We start from the raw sequence: 15,472 nt of genomic DNA on the forward strand, positions 1-15,472 counted from the left end.
CTTTACCAACAGGAGGAACGACATGACCATTCATAAGAAAGGTTCAGCGCATTGGGAAGGCGATATCAAAGGCAAAGGCACCGTCAGCACCGAGAGCGGCGTGCTGAGCCAGCAGCCTTATGGCTTTAACACCCGTTTTGAAGGCGCCAAAGGCACCAACCCGGAAGAACTGATTGGTGCGGCGCATGCAGCCTGTTTCTCTATGGCGCTGTCGCTGATGCTGGGCAACGCGGGTCATCCGCCGGAAAGCATTGATACCACGGCCGACGTGTCGCTGGATAAAAAAGGCGATGGCTTTGCCATCACCAAAGTGGCACTGACCAGCACCATCTCGCTGCCAGGCATTGATGAGTCGACCTTCGACGAGATCATCAATAAAGCCAAAGCGGGCTGCCCGGTTTCTCAGGTACTGAATGCGGAAATTACGCTGGATTACACCCTGAACAACTGATGCCGGTAACGGGTCGCCTTTTGGCGGCCCGGGCGTTATGCTATGCCTCACCGGTCCTGTTGCTGACCGGAACAGATGCGCCTTCTGGCGCATCTTCGCTTTCTGAACAGAGGAAACTGAGGTGACAAGATACCGGGCAGCCAAAAAGTACTGGAAGATGGTGCTGGTTCTGTTGTGCATCTGTGGCGCGCTGCTGCTGATCCGCTGGGCTGCCATGATCTGGGCCTGAACAGATGAAGGGGATTGGCCGCCACACGCTGGGCATATTATTAATGGTGATTATTGTGCTGGAAGCGGTTCACTATCTGCTTACTGCCTCATGGCTGCCGTGGCGATAAACGCACTCAGACAAAGGCATCCTCGCGCCTTTTAGCCCGCACATCGCTGCGCGCAATGCGATAAGCCTTGCGGGGATCGCCCACCACAAACTCAAAGGTTGGCGTGTAGTAAAATGGCAACCAGCCGCCATAGCTGCTCTCCCACTCCCATCGGACGGGGCAGGGCCACAGAATGCCATCATACAAAAGATAGTAAACCCAGCGTCCACCAGGACGACGGGGGCGTGATGTTTTCATGGGATTCACAACGATAATGGTTAACAACAGCTTATATTTTGTACGCTAAAGCGTCAGCTTGCAACGTTACAGCCCTGCTTTATTGAACCTGGCCCTGAATTAGCGATGTACTTCGCCGCACAGCAGTACCACATTCGGTCTGACTTTATGAATGCGGTTCGCCATCGTTTCACAGTCGACCTTCGTCGGATAGATGCGCTCTGATACCGGCAGCGCCTCGCAGGCATCGTAGCCGCATGCGCTCACTAACAACACAAATCCTATCAACATAGATCCTCTCCTTTACACGGTCTGGTGGTCCGGACTGTGGTGCTTTTTATCCCTTTTTAACATCCAGTATAGACAAACGTGCCGGGGCAGCATTGTCAGCGTGAGCTATGGTCCGCCAGCCAGGGGGTGATGCGGCGGTCTGTAAGGTGTGTCAGAAAGGGCGGGCCTGGCGCTAGCCTGCGAAATACCAGGCGGGCAGCAGCGCAATCAGGTTATTCAGCGTGTGCAGGAAGATGGGCAGCGCCAGACTGTTACTCCGCAGCCGGGCATAACAGAGCAGTAGCGAAAACAGCGTCAGGGCGATAAGGGTCTGCCAGTGCACATACTGCGTATGCATCACCGCAAACAGCAGTGAGGTCAGCAGCATACAGGCGAAGCGACTTCGCGGCGCCCACAGCAAAAAGCCCTGCAACAGAAAACCGCGGAACAGCACCTCTTCAAACACCGGCGCCAGCAGCACGGCGGTGAGCAGCAGGATCAGCAGCGAATTACGTCCCTGCTGGGCCTGCATCACCAGCCATCCTTCCGGCTGCATGAACTGCATCTGTGCGGCCATCAGAACAAACAGCGCGCCAGTAAACAGCAGAGTCTGCAGCGTGCAGAGTTCACCCAGCGGCAGGTCGGTGCGGCGCTGGCAGTAAAAGCGGTATAGCGGATAGATAACAGCAAATTCGAACAGGCAGAGCACCGGCACCAGCAGGCCGTCATTACGCAGCACGCTGTAATTAGGGAACAGCGTAATCAGCATGGTAACCAGGTAATAGACCACAAAGCTGCCGACGTAGAACAGCGTCAGTGTCACTCTGTCGGAATTGGTATTCATAGGCGACTCTGCCAGCGAAGGTTAGCGCATAGTAGCAATGCACCAGATCGCTGTCGAGTCAGCCTGTAACACAATATTTAAGCGCAAAATGTTAACCGCAGACTAAACACCCGCGCGCGCGCGCCGATAACTGAGGAAACTAATCTGGTCAGCACTGCATGTTGTATTGCAGGCCCGTCATCTCAAACTCTGACTGTGTAGTGAGCACTCTTAATGACTTCTAACCCTCCGGCGCCACCCTTGCCTCCATTCAGACATGCCGCTGAAGATCGCACTGTCCGCTTTACGCGGCGCAGCCTGCGCACACTTTCGCTGCTGCTGTTTGGCGTGCTGGTGCTCTCGATGCTGATGGTACTGACGATTGCGCAGCGGCAAAACAGCTTATCGATTGAGCATGACCAGATGCTGATGCAGCAGGCGTGGAAAAATCGTCAGGAGTCGATGGTCACGGATATCCGGGACTATGCGTTCTGGGGCGAAGCCTGGCGTAATCTCCATGTCAGGGTCAACAAAGTCTGGGCTTATGACGAAGAGAACTTTGGTCCGGGCCTCTACGAAGAGTATCACTATGAGGGCGTGTTCGTGGTCGACGGCAACGGTCGCACCACGTACAGCGTCATTAATGGGCAACTGGTGGATACGCCGCTGGAAGCCTGGCTGGGAAAAGAGACTCCAGCGCTGATTGCGGCGGCACGTCAGCGCAACGACGCGGCGATAACCCGTGATGCGCTGATTAATCATCTGCCCGCCATTGTGGTTGCCGCCCCCATCGGCAGCGGCAAACTGACGAATATGCCGCCAATGGCGGGGCCAGCGTCAGTCATGGTGTTTGTGAATCTGTTCACGCCTGCCAAATTACAGGCGCTGGGCGCCACGCTGGATGTGCGCGAACTGCGCCTGCCCGTCAGTGCAGGGGATGCCCTGCGAGAACCGCGGATGGTGCAACCGTTACCCGGTGGCGATCTGATTGTGCTGCGCTGGACGCCAAAGATGCCTGGCATGGGCCTGGTCTGGTTTCTGTTACCACTGCTGATGCTCATGGCGATCATTATTGGCATTATCACCCATCGCGTAAGCCGCCATGCGCTCTCCAATGCGATTCTCTCTGACCGGCGCTTTGCCCTGCTGGCGATCAGTCAGCAGGAGCTGGCCAACAGTGAAGCGCGGTTTCGCGATCTCGCTGAGGCGGCGTCAGACTGGATCTGGGAAACGGATGGAGAGGGCCGCCTGATTTACCTGTCAGCGCGCTTTCAAACCGTGACCGGCCACGATATTACACACTGGCTGGGCCGTCACATCGATCACCTGCTGACGCATCCCAGCCATTCGCTGGTCGCCTGGCTGCAGCGTCAGGAGGAGGAGGGGCAACAGATGCCACTGCGCTGTCAGTTTATGTCGGCGCACGGCAACCGCCGTATCGGCCAGCTGGTCGCGAAAACAATCTGGCATGACACGCGACGTATCGGGTTTCGCGGCACGGTATCGGACATCACTCAGAGCATGGAAGCCGAGGCGCGCATTCATTTTTTGTCGCGTCATGACGTCTTAACCGGCCTGTCGAACCGCGTACAGCTGCAGGAGTTTCTGACGCTACACCTTGAACTGCCCGATGGCGCTGCGCCGCTGACGCTGATTACCCTCGATCTCGATCAGTTCAGGCCGATTAATGAAACCTGGGGCCATGCGGCGGGCGATGAGGTGCTGAGCCAGATAGCGCAGCGTCTGAAGCGCTGTATCGGCCCGCAGGAGCTGGTGGCGCGGCTGAGTGGCGATGAGTTTGTGCTGGTGTTGCGTGAAACGAACCGTGAGCGGGTCGATCAGCGTTGTGCTCAGCTGGTGCATGAGGTTCAGCAGCCCATCAGCACCGGCCAGCATGTCCACTATCTCACCGTCAGCATGGGGATTGCCTGTGTACCGCAGGATGCCAGCCATCCGGAAGCGCTGCTGCAAATGGCGGATATCGCCCTGAATGAAGCACGTGAAGCGGGACGCAATCAATGGGTCTGGTATGCCAATGAGATGGCCAGTCAGCGTGAGGATAAGCGTGAAATGGCGCGGCGGATTGAGAAAGCGCTGAAGAACAATGAATTTCGCCTGCACTATCAGCCCCGTTATCAACTGCTGACGGGTCAGCTGGCGGGTGCCGAGGCGCTGATTCGCTGGCAGATTGCGCCGGATGAGTGGATTACCCCCGATCACTTTATTCCGCTGGCGGAAGAGAGCGGTCTCATCGCCACCATCAGCGACTGGGTGTTGATGCGGGCGTGTGAGGATGCGCTGGGGTGGGGGGGCGATCGCTATGTTTCGGTTAATATTTCGCCAATGGAGTTCCGCACCAGCGATTTAGTACAGCGGGTTGCAGATGTGCTGGCGAAAAGCGGCCTGCCGGCTACCCGGCTGGAGCTGGAGATCACGGAGAACGTGACCTTTGAACATCCGCAGCATGCGCTTGAGGTGATGCAGGGTTTACGGTCACTCGGGGTAAGGTTAACCGTTGATGACTTCGGCACCGGCTATGCTGCCCTGGGCTACCTGAAAACCTTCCCGTTTAATGGGCTGAAGATCGATCGCTCCTGGATGAAAGATTTCCCGGAGTCGCAGCAGGCGCAATCAGTGGTCGCGGGGATTATTGCGCTGGCACGCGCCTTTGCCCTGACAATTACGGCTGAGGGAATTGAGACAGAAGCGCAGCTGAACCAGCTAAAACAGCTCTCGTGCGAAGAGGGGCAAGGCTACTTCCTCGGTCGACCGATGCCGCTGGCTGCATTCAGTACGCTTCTGGAAAGAACCGCGCAGAACCAGTCTGAACCCGTTTAACGGACTTTGACCGCCACGGCGGTCATCAGCATTGCGCAGACGACAAAAATAATCAGTTCCATCATGACCTCCACAGGACTAAGACTATTCTTAATATTGTAGTTTCCTGGTGTGCTTTTTTTAGGCAATGAGTGCGATTAATCTTAAAAAATGATCTGTGCCGCGATCCGTTTAATGCTGCTGTAACAACTTTACTTTTTAGGGGTTCAGGTCAGCAGGTGCGCTTTGCTACTCTTGGGGCAGGGTTTTACACGTCCAACAGGAGAATCAACGTGAAATTTTATGGAAAAGGGCTGCTGGTAGTGGGGCTGTTTGCATTAACCGCCTGTCAATCTGCCTCTAAGCCCGATACCGCCAGTGTGGCGCACGATCCCGAAGCTGACCGCTGTGGTGCCTCTCAGTTTCAGAATTATGTCGGCAAACCGTTAACCGCGCTGCAGGGTCAGCACTTCGAACAGAAGGTCCGCGCCATTCCCTATAATTCTGCCGTCACCATGGACTTCAACCTTAACCGGCTGAACTTTCTGGCTGACAAAAATGGCAATATCAGCTCAGTTTATTGTGGTTAACCGCAAAGATGTCATAGGTTTGTCATAACGGCAGGCGAGGATAGCAGCGCGTTTAAGAAACTTCCTCGTCACACAATAGATAGTGCTCGTCTTGTTTATTCCCGCCCCGGCGGGAATTTTTTTAGCGGCTTCAGGCTGTAACAGGAGCAGAGAAGATGAAACGCATAATCGGGGCACTTCTGCCCGTATTGTTACTCAGCAGCACACTGGCGCAGGCTTCCAGTGAAGAGGCCTGGCAAAAGAGCCGTCAGGTGATGGTGCAGGCCTGCATTAACGCCAGTCATCTGAGCAAAGTAAAGGTGCTGGGCGAGGCGATCGAGTATGACGACAACACCGGCTACAGCGCACTGTTGCTGGAAGGACGCTATCCCCAGCCGCAGATGAAAAATAAGCGTGGACGGGAGCTGTGCCTGTTTCAGCGCAGCAGCGGACGGGCCAGCATCAGTGAAGCGGATAAATTGCGCTGGGTGAAGTAGGTGGTGGGTTTACGCCTCCGGCTGCGTGTCGATCAACTGCGCCAGCAGGGTGCGATAACGCTGCAACTGTGTCTCGTCGCCTTCCACTTCCAGTTTATCGATAACCCGCGCAATAAGGACTTTATTGGTGGCGGGTTCTCCCGCTTCCATTATTTCACGCAGAATTACGGCCAGCAGATCGGACTCAGGCGGTATTCGCCAGTCCGGGCTGTTAAAATAGTCGCTGATAGCACGGCTGGCGCTGTTAGGTTGTACTCTCATTACCCACCTCCGCTAAAACAAGACCCCCTCCCTTACACCTGAGCATAAGAGCGTATAACCATGAAATAAGCTGGTTCGCCTCAGCGTAGCCGGACGGTCTGCACCGTTTTTTGCGGAGGATGTCGCGCCGATTAAAAAGATTGCCACACCGCCGCGGCTGGCGGTTTTTTAAACATAGAAGCGGGGTGAAGAGTTGTCAGTAACAGAATGACATATTTTTCTATATTGACGAGCCGGGTCAGGGAAGATCGCGTCGGGGCAGACTACCGGCCGCGTGCTTCGCGCTAAAAACCCGGCGGGCTGGAAAATTTGCGCCGGTGATTGCGCTGAATCAAAGAGGAATCCGGTCTTTTGCCATTTGTGCCATGTTTTGTCGGTCACGCTGAGAATAGCCGCGTTAGACTGAGCATTCCCTCTCTTTAAAATATCTGCTCATGCCACGCACTATAGAACCCTGGAAGATAAACCTGATCTCGGTCTGGTTTGGCTGTTTTTTTACCGGCCTGGCCATCAGCCAGATCATCCCGTTTCTGCCGCTCTACCTTGAGCAGCTTGGCATAACCGGTGGCGAATCACTGAGCCTCTGGTCGGGTCTAACCTTCAGTATCACCTTTGTGGTCTCGGCGGCCGTAGCGCCGCTGTGGGGCAGTCTTGCCGATCGCAAAGGCCGTAAGCTGATGCTGCTGCGCGCCGCTTTTGGCATGGGCGTGGTGATTCTGCTACAGGCTTTTGTCACCGAAGCCTGGCAGTTGCTGCTGCTGCGGGCCCTGATGGGGCTGACCTCCGGATATATTCCTAACGCCATGGCGCTGGTGGCCGCTCAGGTACCGCGTGAACGCAGCGGCTGGGCGCTGAGCTGTGTCTCAACCGGCCAGATTGGTGGGGTGATTCTGGGGCCGATGCTGGGCGGGCTGCTGGCAGACTGGGTCGGTTTACGTACGGTGTTTATTGTCACCGCAGCGCTGCTGATGGTCAGCTTTCTGGTGACGCTGTTCCTGATCAAGGAGACCGGTTATACCCCGGTGAGTAAAAAGGAGAAGCTCAGCGGACGCGAGGTTTTCCGCTCGCTGGATAATCCAAAACTGATGCTCTGCCTCTTTTTCACCACCATGGTGATCCAGATGTGCAACGGATCGGTGAACCCGATCCTGACGCTCTTTGTGCGGGAACTGGCACCCACCGCTGAGAATATCGCTTTTCTTAGCGGGGTCATCGCCGCGCTGCCTGGCGTCTCTGCGCTGCTGGCCGCACCTCGTCTGGGACGGCTCGGCGATCGCATCGGCACGCAGCGTATCCTGCTGGCAACGATGGTCATCTCGCTGCTGCTGTTTATCGCCATGTCGTTTGTCACCAGCACGACACAGCTGGGGGTATTACGTTTTCTGCTGGGCTTTGCCGATGGCGCGATGATGCCCGCGGTGCAGACGCTGCTGGTGCGTCACTCGCGTGACAACATTACCGGCCGGATCTTCGGCTACAACCAGTCCTTTATGTATCTCGGCAATGTCGCGGGTCCGCTGCTGGGCGCCGCGGTGTCGGCGGTGGCCGGTTTCCGCTGGGTCTTTTTTGCCACCGCCGTGGTCGTGCTAATTAATGTGCTGTTTCTGAAGCGCTTTTACCGGCGTCCGAAGACAGTGCTGCCCGCGTCGGCTGGCAAATCGTCAGTTCAGCCTGCCAGCGCTGCTGAGTCAGCAAAAACTCAGGACTGACGCTGGGGCTCCAGGAGTCATCGCCGCCGACACCCATGTGAAAGGCATCCAGATGCAGCCAGCAGCCCGCTTCCGGACGCAGATGGTGGCGGTGTGATGCCTCCCGCAACTGCTCCAGGCTGAAACGGCTCAGTGAGAAAGCGAAATCGCCGCTGACCTGCCAGCTGCCGCTGTCGAGCTGACGGGTGCCGCAGCGCAGACCGTTCTCACCCGGGAAAACATAAGGCGTTGAGAGCTGATCCAGCGCCAGCTCCCAGCGGGAAAACTGCGCGGCCAGCTGGCGATCGGGATAGTTTTCATGCGGACCCAGGCCGAGCCAGCTCACCTGTTGTGGTATCTGCGTCAGCTCACAGCGTAATCCGATGCGCGCGGGCGGCGGCAATCCGCGCGACTGCTCAACGGAAAGCTGCAACTGCAATTCACCCTGCGCGTTGATCAGATAACGTTTACGGCTGATAAAGGCGATCTGGCCATTGGCGAGCCAGCTGTGCAGCGTTTCAATCTGCACCGCCTGCGGCAACGCATTCGCCGTCATCGACACCAGCTGGCTGCTCATCTGGTCATAACCCGCCGCTTTCCAGCGCTCGACCCAGGCATTGGGATCAACCCGTTCCGCTTCGCTGGTGCCGATGTCATTGTCGAGCGGCGCGCGAATAAAGCAGTCCTGAAGCGGTGAAAGCAGCGTGGGCTGTTCATCCACAAACCACTGCGTCAGTTCGCCGCTGTGGCGTGAAAAATGCCAGCGTTGCTGCTGATGGGTAATGACAATCTCACGGGTATCATCATGCAGGTCCGGTGCTTCGCCGCTTTCCGGCTTTGATGGCAGCGCCAGCGATGAGGGCAGCGCCCATTGGTGCCAGGCGACACGCCAGCCAGCTTCGCTCCATTGGGTCGCGTCAATCTGATGAACCGCGATATTCAGCCAGCATTCGCCCTGTAATGCTGGCGGTGACGGCAGCGTGATCCGCTGCTGGCCCTGTGGAGCGATATCCAGCGGCACTTCTCCTTCCGTTACTACACGACCCGCCTGCTCGATGCGCCAGCGCAGCACTTCGTTGTCACTGTGGCGGAACAGATAGTCGCTGCTGACCGTAAAGCTCAGCGGATCGCCGGGATCGACGGCAAACTGCCAGAACTGCTGGGCGCACTGCGCCTCATAAAGCGCCGGATGCGGCGTGCGATCGGCAAACACCAGCCCGTTCATACAGAACTGACGATCGTTGGGTTTATCGCCAAAATCGCCGCCATAGGCCTGCCAGGGTTCGCCCTGATCGTTATAGCGGGTCAGGCTCTGATCAACCCAGTCCCAGACGAAGCCGCCCTGCAGACGCGGAAACTGGCGGAAAGCCTGCCAGTACTTAGCGAAACCGCCGAAGCTGTTGCCCATGGCATGCGCGTACTCACACAGGATCAGCGGACGCGTCTCACCCGGCAGACCGATCCACTTTTTCAGCGACCATTTCGGCACCGCCGGGAAGGGCTGATCTTCATCAACCCTGGCATACATCGGGCAGATGATATCGGTAGCGGCGGTATCCGCACCGCCGCCTTCATACTGAACCGGACGCGTTGGGTCGCTGCTTTTTACCCAGCGGTAGAGCGCATCGTGCGTGGCACCATGTCCTGACTCATTGCCCAGCGACCAGATAATAATGCTGCAGTGATTACGATCGCGCTGCACCATGCGCGTCACGCGTTCGCTATAGGCGGCGAACCAGCGGGGATCATCGGAGAGCCGGTTCATCGGCTGCATACCGTGGGTTTCGATATTGGCCTCATCCACCACATAAAGCCCATACTGATCGCACAACCGGTACCAGAGCGGATGATTAGGGTAGTGCGAACAGCGCACCGCATTAAAATTGTGCTGCTTCATCAGCTCAATGTCGCGGCGCATCGTCGCCTCATCCACCACCTGACCGCGCTCCGGATGATGCTCATGACGGTTGGTGCCGCGGATCAGCAGAGGTTTGCCGTTCAGGCAGAGCAGGCCGTTGTCGATGGTGACCTGACGGAAGCCGACATCATAGGCTTCCACCTCGATCAGCTGCTGATTCTCATCCAGCAGCGCCAGCGTGGCGCGATAGAGATGGGGCGTTTCGGCACTCCACAGCGAAGGCTGTTCCACCGGCAGGCTGAGCAGGGCGCGTTCGGGATAGTGACCCCGCTCGTCAATAATGGCACTGCCCAGCGGCTGCTGACACTGAGCAATCTTCTGGTCACCCTGCCACAGCGTCAGGCGCAGCTGATAGCGTGAACTGACGTCAGCTGGCAGAGCAACACGAACCCGGGCACGCAATTCGGCACGGTAAAACTCCGGGCTGAGCCGGGTTTCCAGCTGAACGTCGGCCAGATGCACCTGCGGTTTATGCATTAACGTGACGTCGCGGAAAATGCCGCTCATCCGCCACATATCCTGATCTTCCAGATAACTGCCGTCGCTCCAGCGTAGCACCATCACTGCCAGCCGGTTTTTGCCCGGCCGCAGATAAGGCGTCAGGTCGAATTCGGCGGGCAGACGACTGTCCTGAGAGTAGCCAATCCAGTGGCCGTTGCACCACAGGTGAAAGGCTGAGTTTACGCCGTCAAAAATGATGCGTGTTTGTCCATTATCCAGCCAGGCTGCGTCAGCGCTGAATGTGAGCGAGTAACATCCGGTTGGATTCTCTGCGGGGACCAGTGGAGGATTGACCGCAATCGGATACTGCACGTTGGTATAAATGGGTGCATCGAAGCCGTGCATCTGCCAGTTGGCCGGAACCGGAAGGGTCGTGGTGTCCGGCAGATCCTGCAGTAACCAGCTGGCCGGGACCGCTTCAGGCTGCGTAAAATAACGGAAACCCCACTCTCCGTTGAGGCTCTGCAGTGACGCCGAGGGGCTGTCATCCCGCGCGGCTGCTTCATCTCGCCAGCTGGCAAATGGCGGGTGCGCATCCAGCCGATGCAGCGAGGTCACGACCGGATTTTCCCAGTCGCGCCGGGAGAGGATGTCACTGAAAGCAGCCTGAGAGAGAGTCATGTTTATATCCTGTAAATGTAATGCGCTCACAATGCGCAAAATTAAGCCGCCTGTAAAGTGTTCCCCCTCCCGATTTTCACAAATAATTTTGCGCCGTAAGCCGGCCGGGATGTTGAGATTGTGCCGCCTTAATGGCGGTAAAACGTTAAGCCTGGTCAGCAAAGATGAATAGTCGCCTGATGCGGAAGAATCTCACTTGTCGCCATGCAAGTGGCTCCATACACTCAGCCCGATTTCATCACCCTGAGGTAGATATGGTACGAATCGTAAAGCTGGCTGCCGTTGTGGCATTGGTTACTGCATTAAGCGGATGTATTTTCCCGCCTCCAGGCGGCGGCGGAGGTGGCTGGGGCGGACACGGCGGCGGACCAGGCCGCGGATTTGTCGATCCTCGCTAAGCGAATGACCGATATCGGGCGGGCGAAACGTTTAACCACGGCGTTGATTGCAGGGAAAACGTTTCGCTCGCAAGGTTAGCCGGAATCGTCTGAGCATACGGTGAAGAATGTGGGCTAACTCACTGAAAAAAGTAGCGGTTACCCTCTGTTTTTTTAGGTAGCGTGGTGATAATTTCAGCTTTTCTCCACCGCTGAGATAACAGCATGAAAAACCTGATTGCTGAGTTGCTGGTAAAGCTGGCTGAAAAAGAGGCGACAGCCAAAGAGCAGATGGCGCAAATCGAAGCGCTGGAGATTGTTGTTACCGCTCTGGTTCGCAAGCTGGAGCCGCAACAACATCTGGCTATAACCACCAGTATTGAAACCGCAATGGACAATGTGGCTGATGCCGATGATAACGATGCGCGTCTGCTGCGCAATTACATCGAAAAGTTACTCAGACATCCTCGTCAGTAACGATCCCGGTGCCAGACTGGAATGGGATCTTCACATCACTTTGACCTGAAACATTTTCCGCTTTGCTTATTCGCTGCCAGAATAACAAAGGACAATCCATTATGGAGATAACAAGATGAAAGTCGGTTTAATGGCGATGATGATGGCGGGCCTGCTGGCGAGCGGACTGGCCGGTGCGGCGGAAAAGACCCCGCAGCAGGAAAAGATGACGATGTGTAACCAGCATGCTAAATCACAGGATCTTAAAGGGGATGCGCGCAAAACCTTTATGAGTGAATGCCTGAAAAAGGACAGTAAGCTGTCGCAGATGTCACCGCAGCAGATGAAAATGAAAAGCTGTAACGGCGAAGCTGGTGATAAAAAACTGGCGGGCGATGCGCGTAAAACCTTTATGAGCCAGTGCCTGAAAAAAAGCTGATTATCCCCCCGGCCACGCAGGTGGCCGCTTCTCTTCCCCGCGCAATGCTGATTAAATTTCCTGCGATAACAGCAGGTTAACCTTCTGATAAACATTCATCGCCAGGCTTCCCGGTTCTTTTGCCACACTTACTGTTTGTGGGGATTTGCGCAGAACCCTGTTTTGCCGCGCAGCACAAGATAAGAACCGCTAAAGGAGCCATGCCGTGAACTATCAATTTACCGTCGACCTGAACGATCTGCCCCAGCGCCAGCCGGTTAAAAAAACGCTCGGCGAGGTGGAGGTGTTACTGATCCGCGAAGGTGACAATGTACGTGCTTACCAGGCGAAATGCCCGCATGCAGGCGCGCCGCTGGAGCAGGGCGCGATTTGCGGCGATCGGCTGGTCTGTCCGTGGCACAAAGCCGCGTTTAATCTGGCCAGTGGAAAAATGTGTGAACCGCTGGCGTTAGCCGATCTCAAACAGTATCCGCTGCGCATTGAAGAGGGCCGGGTGCTGGTGAATCCGAAAGCGATGTCGCCCGCGGCGCCGATTGGCAGTGGAGCAGCCGCACCGGTCTATGTGGTGCTGGGTGGTGGAGCGGCGGGCAGCGCAGCGCTGTGGCGTCTGCGCCATGAAGGCTTCAAAGGCCGCGTGATTCTGGTTGAGCGGGAAGCGGACGCGCCTTACGACCGCACCGCGCTGACCAAATTTGTGCCGTCGGGCAAAATGGATATCAGCGAGGTGCCGCAACTGCTGAAAGCAGATGTGATGGATCACGTTGAACGACTTCAGGCCAGGGTGAGCCGCCTGGATGCTCAGCAGCAACGGCTGATCTTTGAGGATGGCGAGACGCTCCCTTTCGACAAACTGCTGATCGCCAGCGGCGCGTCGCCAGTCCGCCCCGATTTGCCGGGCAGCGATCTCGATGGGGTCCATCTGCTGCGCAGCAAAGCGCAGACCGATGAGCTGCTTCAGGCGGTGGATGCCAGTCATAAGATCGTGATTATCGGCAACAGTTTTATCGGCACCGAACTGGCGTCGGCGCTGCGTAATCGTGACATTGACGTGACGGTAATCGCCCGCCAGGCGTTGCCCTTTGCTAAACAGTTTGGCGATCAGATTGGCCGCTATTTCTATCAGCTGCATGAGCAGAACGGCGTGAAGTGGGTGCAGGGCGAGATCGAAGCCTTACAGGGCGACCAGCAGGTGAGCGGCGTGCAGCTCAAGGGTGGACGGTTGCTGGACGCGACGGTGGTGCTGTTTGCTACCGGGGTTAAACCGGCTACCGACTTTATCCACGATCTCCCGCTGGCAGAGGATGGCAGCCTGCAGGCGGATGAGCAGTTGCGGGTCGCTGACAATATCTGGGTGGCGGGAGATATCGCCACGTACCCGTCGGCACAGGGGCCGCTGCGTATTGAGCACTATCGCGTCGCGCATCAGCAGGGACAAACCGCCGCATGGAATATGCTGGGCCAGACCGTCGCCTTTGAGCGCGTACCGTTCTTCTGGACCACGCAGTACGCCACCCGCTATGAGTATCTGGGCCACGCGACAGAATGGGATGACTTTCAGCTGATTGGCTCGCTGGAGGATAAAAAGTTTATGGCGTTTTATGGCCAGCAGGGGAAGCTGGCGGCAATCTGCTCATGCGGCATGTATACGCTGACCGCTGAGCTGGTGGAGCGGATGCAGCAACCGATGACGCTTGCCGAGGCAGTGGCGCTCGGTCAGGAACACATCCGTTAATATCTGTTAAGGCGGAGGCAAGGCGGGCCAGCGTACGGGGCCGCCTTGCACATCCTTTGATGATCGGTTAGCTGCGGCTCAGTTTTTCTGACTTCGCCATGCACTGCAGCATCGCTTCCATCACCGCCGAGCGCATGCCTTTCTCTTCCAGCACTTTCACCGCTTCAATGGTGGTGCCGCCTGGGGAGCAGACCATATCTTTGAGTTCAGCCGGATGTTTCCCGGTAGTCAGCACCATCTGCGCTGCCCCTTTCACCGCCTGTGCAGCAAACTGATAGGCCTGAGCGCGTGGCATGCCGCCCAGTACGGCCGCATCGGCCATCGCTTCGATAAACATAAACACGTAGGCCGGCGCAGAACCGCTGACGCCGACCACGGAGTGAATCAGATATTCATCCACCACCGCCGCTTTGCCGAAGCTCTCAAAAATCGCTACCACCTCGTCGATTTCCGCCTGCTCAACCAGCACGTTGGGCGTGACCGAGGTCATGCCTTCGCTGACCAGCGAGGGAGTATTCGGCATCGCACGGACAATTTTACGATCGTAACCCAGCACCGATGAGAGCGAATCGAGTGTCACCCCAGCCGCAATCGACACCACCAGCGCCTCTTTTTTCAGGCTGCCTGTCAGCTCTTTTAAGACTTTCAGAATGACATTGGGTTTGACCGCGCCGAACAGGATGTCCACTTCACGCGCCAGCGCTTCAGCGCTCTCGGCTGCGTTGATGCCATACTGCTCTGCCATCGCCTGGTTGGTCTCTGCTTTGCGATCGTAAACGAAGATATCAGACGGGGCGATTTTGCCGCTGTTGACCAGTCCGCCGATAATGGCTTTCGCCATATTTCCCCCGCCGATAAACCCGATTTTCTTTGCCAGCATCGCCATCTCCTTAGGACATTATTCGTTTTTCTCAGTGAGCTAGCCTACTTCAGCCAGCCTGAATAACAAGTCAGCCGGGCGCAGGCTGGAAAGCACACCGCAAATAAAATTTGCCATTTAAGGGGAACCCGGCAAGATCTTACTCTTCTCTGACTGTAAGGAATCATGATGTTTATCTGGGTCGATGCCGATGCCTGTCCGAATGTAATCAAAGAGGTGCTCTACCGCGCAGCCGACCGCACCGCAACTACCATCACTTTTGTGGCGAACCAGTTTCTGCGGGTGCCGCCCTCACCGTATCTGCGCACCCTGCAGGTGCCTGCCGGATTTGATGTGGCGGACAATGAGATCGTCAGACGTTGTCAGCCCGGCGATCTGGTGATCACCGCCGATATCCCGCTGGCAGCAGAGGTGATTGAGAAGGGGGCGGCGGCGTTGAATCCGCGCGGCGAGCGTTACTCACCGGCGACGATACGTGAACGCCTGACGATGCGGGATTTTATGGATACTCTGCGGTCAAGCGGCGTGCAGACCGGCGGCCCCGCGGCGATGAGTCCGCGTGACCGCCAGCAGTTTGCAAATGAGCTGGATAGCTGGCTCACCCAGCAGAAACGCTGA

At 56.8% G+C, this 15,472-nt stretch carries 16 protein-coding genes; 10 read left to right on the forward strand and 6 right to left on the reverse strand.

Annotated features, from left to right (window positions below; all coding sequences use genetic code 11):
* Positions 1–22: 22 nt before the first annotated feature.
* Together FOV68_RS05875 and yniD are read left to right on the forward strand one after the other, a co-directional pair.
* Positions 23–451: an OsmC family protein gene (locus FOV68_RS05875; RefSeq protein ID WP_010255233.1), complete on the forward strand. Its 429-nt coding sequence runs from the start codon at positions 23–25 to the stop codon at positions 449–451.
* 121 nt (positions 452–572) lie between these two features.
* A complete protein-coding gene (yniD, locus tag FOV68_RS24305; RefSeq protein WP_022625163.1) occupies positions 573–680 on the forward strand; it encodes a small membrane protein YniD in 108 nt (35 codons plus the stop codon).
* Between the two features lie 115 nt (positions 681–795).
* On the opposite strand, the gene FOV68_RS05880 is transcribed toward yniD, so the two are convergent.
* From FOV68_RS05880 to FOV68_RS05885, 3 genes are all read right to left on the reverse strand, one after another.
* Positions 796–1,026, reverse strand: coding sequence for a hypothetical protein (locus tag FOV68_RS05880; protein WP_029519422.1), 231 nt, complete (start codon positions 1,024–1,026; stop codon positions 796–798).
* Between the two features lie 99 nt (positions 1,027–1,125).
* Positions 1,126–1,296, reverse strand: a complete 171-nt coding sequence (locus tag FOV68_RS23995; RefSeq protein WP_003850083.1) for a hypothetical protein — start codon at positions 1,294–1,296, stop codon at positions 1,126–1,128.
* Between the two features lie 172 nt (positions 1,297–1,468).
* A complete protein-coding gene (locus FOV68_RS05885) occupies positions 1,469–2,119 on the reverse strand; it encodes a CPBP family intramembrane glutamic endopeptidase (protein WP_010255238.1) in 651 nt (216 codons plus the stop codon).
* Positions 2,120–2,332: 213 nt separating this feature from the next.
* On the opposite strand from FOV68_RS05885, the gene FOV68_RS05890 reads away from it, so the two are divergent.
* The 3 genes from FOV68_RS05890 (at position 2,333) to FOV68_RS05900 (ending at position 5,981) form a co-directional block, all read left to right on the forward strand.
* Positions 2,333–4,936: an EAL domain-containing protein gene (locus FOV68_RS05890; RefSeq protein WP_143990488.1), complete on the forward strand. Its 2,604-nt coding sequence runs from the start codon at positions 2,333–2,335 to the stop codon at positions 4,934–4,936.
* 272 nt (positions 4,937–5,208) lie between these two features.
* Positions 5,209–5,505, forward strand: a complete 297-nt coding sequence (locus FOV68_RS05895; protein WP_031590356.1) for an I78 family peptidase inhibitor — start codon at positions 5,209–5,211, stop codon at positions 5,503–5,505.
* Positions 5,506–5,660: 155 nt separating this feature from the next.
* The gene (locus tag FOV68_RS05900) at positions 5,661–5,981 is read left to right on the forward strand and encodes a hypothetical protein (RefSeq protein WP_143990489.1); all 321 of its coding nucleotides are present in this window, start codon (positions 5,661–5,663) and stop codon (positions 5,979–5,981) included.
* 9 nt (positions 5,982–5,990) lie between these two features.
* Here FOV68_RS05900 and FOV68_RS05905 read toward each other — a convergent pair whose 3' ends face one another.
* Positions 5,991–6,242 carry a biofilm development regulator YmgB/AriR family protein gene (locus tag FOV68_RS05905; RefSeq protein WP_031590354.1) on the reverse strand — a complete coding sequence of 84 codons (252 nt, stop codon included), beginning with the start codon at positions 6,240–6,242 and terminating at the stop codon, positions 5,991–5,993.
* A gap of 434 nt (positions 6,243–6,676) precedes the next feature.
* Between FOV68_RS05905 and FOV68_RS05910 the strand changes: the two genes are divergently transcribed.
* A complete protein-coding gene (locus tag FOV68_RS05910) occupies positions 6,677–7,951 on the forward strand; it encodes a multidrug efflux MFS transporter (protein ID WP_072006690.1) in 1,275 nt (424 codons plus the stop codon).
* On the opposite strand, the gene FOV68_RS05915 is transcribed toward FOV68_RS05910, so the two are convergent.
* Positions 7,833–10,970: a beta-galactosidase gene (locus tag FOV68_RS05915; RefSeq protein WP_143990490.1), complete on the reverse strand. Its 3,138-nt coding sequence runs from the start codon at positions 10,968–10,970 to the stop codon at positions 7,833–7,835. The two genes, FOV68_RS05910 and FOV68_RS05915, sit on opposite strands and share 119 nt — an antisense overlap.
* Before the next feature lie 602 nt (positions 10,971–11,572).
* On the opposite strand from FOV68_RS05915, the gene iraP reads away from it, so the two are divergent.
* From iraP to FOV68_RS05930, 3 genes are all read left to right on the forward strand, one after another.
* Positions 11,573–11,824 carry an anti-adapter protein IraP gene (iraP, locus tag FOV68_RS05920; protein WP_031590350.1) on the forward strand — a complete coding sequence of 84 codons (252 nt, stop codon included), beginning with the start codon at positions 11,573–11,575 and terminating at the stop codon, positions 11,822–11,824.
* Positions 11,825–11,939: 115 nt separating this feature from the next.
* The gene (locus FOV68_RS05925) at positions 11,940–12,242 is read left to right on the forward strand and encodes a PsiF family protein (protein ID WP_039391578.1); all 303 of its coding nucleotides are present in this window, start codon (positions 11,940–11,942) and stop codon (positions 12,240–12,242) included.
* 205 nt (positions 12,243–12,447) lie between these two features.
* Positions 12,448–13,974, forward strand: coding sequence for an FAD-dependent oxidoreductase (locus FOV68_RS05930; RefSeq protein ID WP_143990491.1), 1,527 nt, complete (start codon positions 12,448–12,450; stop codon positions 13,972–13,974).
* A 67-nt stretch (positions 13,975–14,041) separates the two neighbouring features.
* On the opposite strand, the gene proC is transcribed toward FOV68_RS05930, so the two are convergent.
* Entirely contained in the window at positions 14,042–14,854 is an 813-nt protein-coding gene (proC, locus tag FOV68_RS05935) for a pyrroline-5-carboxylate reductase (protein WP_031590347.1), read from the reverse strand.
* Between the two features lie 168 nt (positions 14,855–15,022).
* Between proC and FOV68_RS05940 the strand changes: the two genes are divergently transcribed.
* Positions 15,023–15,472, forward strand: coding sequence for a YaiI/YqxD family protein (locus FOV68_RS05940; protein ID WP_010255266.1), 450 nt, complete (start codon positions 15,023–15,025; stop codon positions 15,470–15,472).

It is taken from the genome of Pantoea sp. paga (assembly GCF_007558755.1).
Taxonomy (GTDB): domain Bacteria; phylum Pseudomonadota; class Gammaproteobacteria; order Enterobacterales; family Enterobacteriaceae; genus Pantoea; species Pantoea agglomerans.

Bases quoted from the DNA above. Each gene is read 5' to 3' on its own strand.
- FOV68_RS05875 (WP_010255233.1), top strand. From the start codon at position 23: ATGACCATTCATAAGAAAGGTTCAGCGCATTGGGAAGGCGATATCAAA.
- FOV68_RS05880 (WP_029519422.1), bottom strand. From the start codon at position 1,026: ATGAAAACATCACGCCCCCGTCGTCCTGGTGGACGCTGGGTTTACTAT.
- FOV68_RS23995 (WP_003850083.1), bottom strand. From the start codon at position 1,296: ATGTTGATAGGATTTGTGTTGTTAGTGAGCGCATGCGGCTACGATGCC.
- FOV68_RS05885 (WP_010255238.1), bottom strand. From the start codon at position 2,119: ATGAATACCAATTCCGACAGAGTGACACTGACGCTGTTCTACGTCGGC.
- FOV68_RS05890 (WP_143990488.1), top strand. From the start codon at position 2,333: ATGACTTCTAACCCTCCGGCGCCACCCTTGCCTCCATTCAGACATGCC.
- FOV68_RS05900 (WP_143990489.1), top strand. From the start codon at position 5,661: ATGAAACGCATAATCGGGGCACTTCTGCCCGTATTGTTACTCAGCAGC.
- FOV68_RS05905 (WP_031590354.1), bottom strand. From the start codon at position 6,242: ATGAGAGTACAACCTAACAGCGCCAGCCGTGCTATCAGCGACTATTTT.
- FOV68_RS05910 (WP_072006690.1), top strand. From the start codon at position 6,677: ATGCCACGCACTATAGAACCCTGGAAGATAAACCTGATCTCGGTCTGG.
- FOV68_RS05915 (WP_143990490.1), bottom strand. From the start codon at position 10,970: ATGACTCTCTCTCAGGCTGCTTTCAGTGACATCCTCTCCCGGCGCGAC.
- iraP (WP_031590350.1), top strand. From the start codon at position 11,573: ATGAAAAACCTGATTGCTGAGTTGCTGGTAAAGCTGGCTGAAAAAGAG.
- FOV68_RS05925 (WP_039391578.1), top strand. From the start codon at position 11,940: ATGAAAGTCGGTTTAATGGCGATGATGATGGCGGGCCTGCTGGCGAGC.
- proC (WP_031590347.1), bottom strand. From the start codon at position 14,854: ATGCTGGCAAAGAAAATCGGGTTTATCGGCGGGGGAAATATGGCGAAA.
- FOV68_RS05940 (WP_010255266.1), top strand. From the start codon at position 15,023: ATGTTTATCTGGGTCGATGCCGATGCCTGTCCGAATGTAATCAAAGAG.